The sequence below is a fragment of the Holospora undulata HU1 genome, assembly GCF_000388175.3.
Classification (GTDB): Bacteria; Pseudomonadota; Alphaproteobacteria; order Holosporales; family Holosporaceae; genus Holospora; species Holospora undulata_A.
Map to the genome: position 1 here is coordinate 1 of NZ_ARPM03000156.1, position 4,911 is coordinate 4,911.

A 4,911-nucleotide genomic window follows, 5' to 3' on the forward strand; every position below is an offset into this window, starting at 1 on the left:
GTGTATATTTATATGATTCTGATTACAGCTTTATTATTTTTAATATACAAGGCTAGAAAGAAACTGCATGGATTCAAAACTCCATTATTTCAATTTACATGAGATCTAAAGAAATCTTTTATTAAAACATTAATTATTATTTCAGGAGGGGATTTCAATGCTGTTAAACATTTATTTTGACACTTTCAACACTTATGATATCCCCCCTAGCGACGGGTGTATATGGTGGCAAGCTTACCGCTGAGCAAGCTGAGAAATTGAAGCAATATTTAACCTCGCAGCCTCCGTTACGCAACAAAAATTTGGGCTAAGATTCCCCCTCATCTTTGCTATTTATAAATATCGAGTTACCTAAATGATAGTTTCCAAAGAGGTCTTTTCTCTTTTGCTCAAACCCCATTCTTCTAAACAGCTTTGTTTTTAATAAAGAATAAAAAGTTTTCGGGCTTTCCCTTAGGGAAAAATTTTAGTATCCTAATAGATACGAAAATGCTTTTTCTGCTTAGGAGAATAAAAAATGTCTGATTTAGCTTTTAAATATGTTGCAGCAGCTATTGCTGTGCTGCCTTTGGGATTAGTAGGTCTTGCTGTGGGGAAAATTTTTACAACATTAGTGCAGTGTATCTCTCAAAATCCTGCAGCAAAAGAAAAGGTGTACGCTTTAGGGCTTATCGGCGTTGCTATGACGGAAGCGGTAGCTCTGTTTGCTCTTTCTGTGGCGTTTGTCATACTGTTTAGTTAAAAGTTTTTAAGGAGCAAACCAGAATGCCTCAATTTGATTCGCAGTTTTTTGCCTCTCAAATCTTTTGGGTGTGTGTGTGTTTTGGAGTACTTTGGGGAGCAATGCACTGGTGGGTGGTTCCCAGAGTGCGTGATATCCAAAAAATACGCTCTTCCAAAGTTGGTACAGTAATGGAAGAAGTTCGTCAATTACACGCAAAAAGCACTGAGATTCGTTCTCAGTGTGATGCTCAGCAGGAGATCTTAGAAAAAACGTTTCAACATCAAATTCAATCTTTGGCTCAAGCGCAAGAAAAAGCCATGGCAGAGCATCTTTTACAGCTTAAGAGCCGTTTTGACTTGGAAATGTCTAGAATTAAAGATGAGCTAAATACCTTAGAACAAACTTTTACAGATCATCTGAAGACAGATGCTTTAGAAATTGCTCAAGTGCTTATTCAACGACAAAAAGAGAGTAGCCATGGGGATAGATAATTTTTTTGATGCCACGTTTATGGTTGGATTAGCTTTTGTACTGTTGTGTGGGGGGTTGGCAAAGCCGGGATGGGGGGCTTTAATGGAAAAACTTAAGGTATACACCCAATCTATAACTCAAGAATTTCAAAAAGCAGATCGCGTTCTAAAGGAAGCCGAAGATCGTCTAGAGTATGCGCAAGCAATTTTAGAACAGTTTGAAACAAAGAAACAATCTCTTTTGCATCACATGGAACAACACATTGTTCAAATGGAAAAAATATTTCAGCAGGACCTTGTTAATAAAGAAAATTGGGAACATGCGCGATTTAAAACTCAATGTCAAACGTTGTTTGAAGAATGGAAGCAGGATGCAAGTCAGCGTTTCATGAAAGAGCTCAATACCCAGCTGATCGATCTTCTTCAAAAAGACATGAGTGAGTATGTTCAGCTGAATAGTACGATGTTTCACAAATTTTTAAAGGAGTATAAATTGTGAAGCCTCGCGTTATTGTTGGAATGTCTGGAGGAGTGGACAGCACTTTAGCTGCTGCATTACTGCAGGAACAGGGGTATGATGTTATAGGAGTAACGTTAAAGCTGTATGATTATGAGCAAGCTATAGAAGATGTTCCAGAAGCAAAACGAGAATGTCATCCGTCAGCATTCATTCAGCGTGCTCAAGAAGCAGCAGAAAAACTCCAAATTCCCCATTACGTCTTTAATAAGGAAGATCTTTTTCGTGAAAAGATTATTAATTCTTTTTTAGACGCTTATCAAAAAGGAAAAACTCCTTTGCCTTGCGCTAAATGCAATCGAGACGTGAAAACTGAAGCATTGTGGAATGCGATGCTTCAGTTCAAAGCGCAGTACATCGCCACAGGGCATTATGTTCAGCGTCTAGACACCCCTCATGGTGCGGAATTGCATCAAGGGATGGATAGGCGACGAGATCAAAGCTTTTTTTTATTCATGTTAACTTTTCAACATATCCAGAGCCATTTATTTCCTTTGGGAAAATTTTCTAAAGAAGAAGTGCGTTTTCAGGCGCAAAGTCGCGGATTAAAAAATTCTCACGTGAAAGCAAGTCAAGACTTATGTTTCATGGCCAAGACTTCTTATCAATCCTGGATGGAAAAAGAGGCGGTAGAATTACATCCAGGAGCTATAGTTCACGAAGATGGGCGTGTGTTAGGTCAGCATAAGGGATTAGCTTATTTTACTATTGGTCAACGTCAAGGCGTTGGCGTTGGGGGGTTTACAGACCCTTTGTATGTCACCGGAATGGATTTAACGACGCACACATTGCGTGTTGGTCCAAGGGAATCGTTGGGAAAGAATTTTTTAAAGCTGGAAGATATTAATTGGATAGCTCCTGACCGAAAAGAAGATCCCATCAACTTGCATGCTCGAGTTCGGTCTTCTGGTAGTTTGGTTTCTGCGTCATTTCACGCATCTTCTAAAAGTGTTGTTCTAAAAGATCTAGAATATGGAGTGGCTCCGGGACAAGCTTGTGTATTTTATGAAGGAACAAGAATTTTAGGGGGGGGGTGGATTGTTGAAAGTTCAAAACTTGACTAGATTTGGATTGTTGAAAAAAGAGTAGGGTGGCTTTTAAGGATGCTAATATTATTGGATTAATATGATTTGCTGTTATAAAATTTTTTATAAAAATGGGGAAAAATAGTGTTTTTTTAATGTATTCATTTTTTATAAAGTAACACCTGCTTATTGTATTCTATTAGAGAATTTAAATAGCTATCAAATGAATATTAAATTTTAACTGTTTAAAAGTTCAATGGAAGAATCATGTGGATGTGTGCTCCGCTGAGCGCTGGGTTTTTTTCGATACAGTCTGTGAATAAAACGCACAGCTCACCTTTGTGTTTTTTGACGATACGTTCTGCAATCGCAAGCCCTAATCCTGTGCTTCCTATGGTTTTTGCGGTGCGACTTTTATCCCCTTTAAAAAAGGGGTTAAAAATTTTTGTTTTTATTGATTGAGGAATTCCCGGTCCATCATCTTGTATACATAAAATAATTTTACTTTCTTGGGGAAATAGACAAACGTCTATGTGATTACAAGCATATTTTACTGCATTGTCTAAAAGATTTTGTACACATCGTTGAAGATCGGCGCTATTTCCTTTTATTTTGTAAGAGAATTTTTTTCCTAAATTCCATTGAATTTCTGGAGAAGGAAGATAAAGATTTTTTTGTTTTAACGCAAACAAAATATCTTGAAAATTTACAATTTCTTCATTAGACTCTTTATCAATTGTGAACTCTAAATATTGATGAACCATAGAGATCATGTGATCTATATCTTCTTGAAGAGCAGTAACATCTTTGGAAGGCGGTAAAAACTGACATTGAAGTTTAATGCGAGCCAATGGAGTGCGTAAATCGTGAGATAAGTCCAATAAAAATTGATGCCGTTGTTCAAATTCGTATTGTAGATGCTGAACCATGCGACGTAACCCAACCCCAATACGACGAATTTCTCTGGCTCCTTCAATGCGTGGAAGCTCTGGAATGTGATCTGGAGTAATATGTCGAAACCATTCAGATAATCGTCTAAGAGGACGAATCTGTTGGCGCATCATAACGATAGCAATGATTAAAAATAATGTGGAAGAGATAGAGGCCCAAATTCCGCACAATCGCAGTGTGCGATATCCCAATCTCTGCGTTGGTGTATAAAATACATAAAAATTTTTATCAGTTTTTATCCAGGCAGAAATGACAGAATGTGTACGATCAATACGCACCCCCAAAGGAAAAAGATTTTTTAAAGCCTCGTACAAAAAAACAGACTGACTATCTTTTTGATTTTGATGAAAAAACTTTATATCAAATTGCGGAGCTTTTTCAAGCTTTATATGAAAAAATTCTTGTCCCATCTTTTGAACAAGACACCAGTCTAATACTTTTTGTTCTTCTAATTTGCACAAAAATCTAACATTTTGAGCAATATTTTCACAAAGAGATTTTGCAACATATTTCCAGTGACGCTGCAAAAAAATCGTTCCAGAAGCGACAAACATCCACAAAACTGGAATAAAAATAATTAAAAAGGAACGAAGTAAAAAAGTTTTGGGAAGATAATAGCGAATACTAAAACTCATAAACAAGAAAAACTGGGAGACTTGGATTCGAACCAAGGTTGCTCGGTCCAGAGCCGAGAGTTCTACCTCTAAACTATCTCCCATAACTAGAGCCTATTTTACACTAGATTTTTTTTCTAGTAAACAGGTCCAGACATTATAAAAAAATAAAAAGTAATTTTTATAGAAAATATTTTTAAAATTTAAAAACGGTAAATACAACTATTTTACATTTTTTATTTAATAAAAATGTATTCAGAAACTCAAAAATCAAGCGGTTAAATCTTAGTACAAAATGTTTACGCTTTTTTTTTAGCAATCTAAATTTGTGATTACTTAGTGTTTATTAATTTTGTCTTATTTAATTAAGAATCATTTTCATTAAATTTTAGCAAAACTAAGTTTTTGAAAGAGATTTGCTTTTTATTTTTCAATAAAATGAAAGTTTTTGTCGTGTCTGAGTCTTCTTTCATCCCATTTGTGTTTAATTAATACCAATTCCCATTGCTAAATAAGCATATAATGATTGCCTTTTAAGAAAAGGGGAAGTATATCATAGGGGGATAACAAACCGCTTAAATAGAATGGTATCCGCATCAAAATTATCAAC

The 4,911-nt window shown here is 35.8% G+C and carries 5 protein-coding genes and 1 tRNA gene; 4 read left to right on the forward strand and 2 right to left on the reverse strand.

Annotated elements, in window-relative coordinates; all coding sequences use genetic code 11:
- Positions 1–517 precede the first annotated feature (517 nt).
- From K737_RS04515 to mnmA, 4 genes are read left to right on the forward strand one after another with little or no spacing between them, the layout of a single operon-like run.
- The gene (locus K737_RS04515) at positions 518–742 is read left to right on the forward strand and encodes an ATP synthase subunit C family protein (RefSeq protein ID WP_006295618.1); all 225 of its coding nucleotides are present in this window, start codon (positions 518–520) and stop codon (positions 740–742) included.
- Positions 743–765: 23 nt separating this feature from the next.
- The gene (locus K737_RS04520; protein ID WP_006295620.1) at positions 766–1,215 is read left to right on the forward strand and encodes an ATP synthase subunit B family protein; all 450 of its coding nucleotides are present in this window, start codon (positions 766–768) and stop codon (positions 1,213–1,215) included.
- Positions 1,202–1,693, forward strand: a complete 492-nt coding sequence (locus K737_RS04525; RefSeq protein WP_006295622.1) for a hypothetical protein — start codon at positions 1,202–1,204, stop codon at positions 1,691–1,693. The genes K737_RS04520 and K737_RS04525 overlap by 14 nt, the downstream gene beginning before the upstream one ends.
- On the forward strand, positions 1,690–2,775 hold the full coding sequence (mnmA, locus tag K737_RS04530; RefSeq protein ID WP_006295624.1) for a tRNA 2-thiouridine(34) synthase MnmA: 1,086 nt from the start codon (positions 1,690–1,692) through the stop codon (positions 2,773–2,775). Before K737_RS04525 ends, mnmA begins: the two co-directional genes overlap by 4 nt.
- Before the next feature lie 206 nt (positions 2,776–2,981).
- Here the strand turns inward: mnmA and K737_RS08220 are convergent, their stop codons facing one another.
- Together K737_RS08220 and K737_RS04540 are read right to left on the reverse strand one after the other, a co-directional pair.
- Positions 2,982–4,322: a sensor histidine kinase gene (locus K737_RS08220; protein WP_023492433.1), complete on the reverse strand. Its 1,341-nt coding sequence runs from the start codon at positions 4,320–4,322 to the stop codon at positions 2,982–2,984.
- Positions 4,323–4,334: 12 nt separating this feature from the next.
- A tRNA-Gln gene (locus K737_RS04540) sits at positions 4,335–4,405 on the reverse strand.
- Between the last annotated feature and the right edge of the window lie 506 nt (positions 4,406–4,911).

What these genes read in the sequence shown, in the direction of transcription:
- K737_RS08220 (WP_023492433.1), bottom strand. Translation starts at nt 4,322, where the DNA reads ATGAGTTTTAGTATTCGCTATTATCTTCCCAAAACTTTTTTACTTCGT.
- K737_RS04525 (WP_006295622.1), top strand. Translation starts at nt 1,202, where the DNA reads ATGGGGATAGATAATTTTTTTGATGCCACGTTTATGGTTGGATTAGCT.
- K737_RS04520 (WP_006295620.1), top strand. Translation starts at nt 766, where the DNA reads ATGCCTCAATTTGATTCGCAGTTTTTTGCCTCTCAAATCTTTTGGGTG.
- K737_RS04515 (WP_006295618.1), top strand. Translation starts at nt 518, where the DNA reads ATGTCTGATTTAGCTTTTAAATATGTTGCAGCAGCTATTGCTGTGCTG.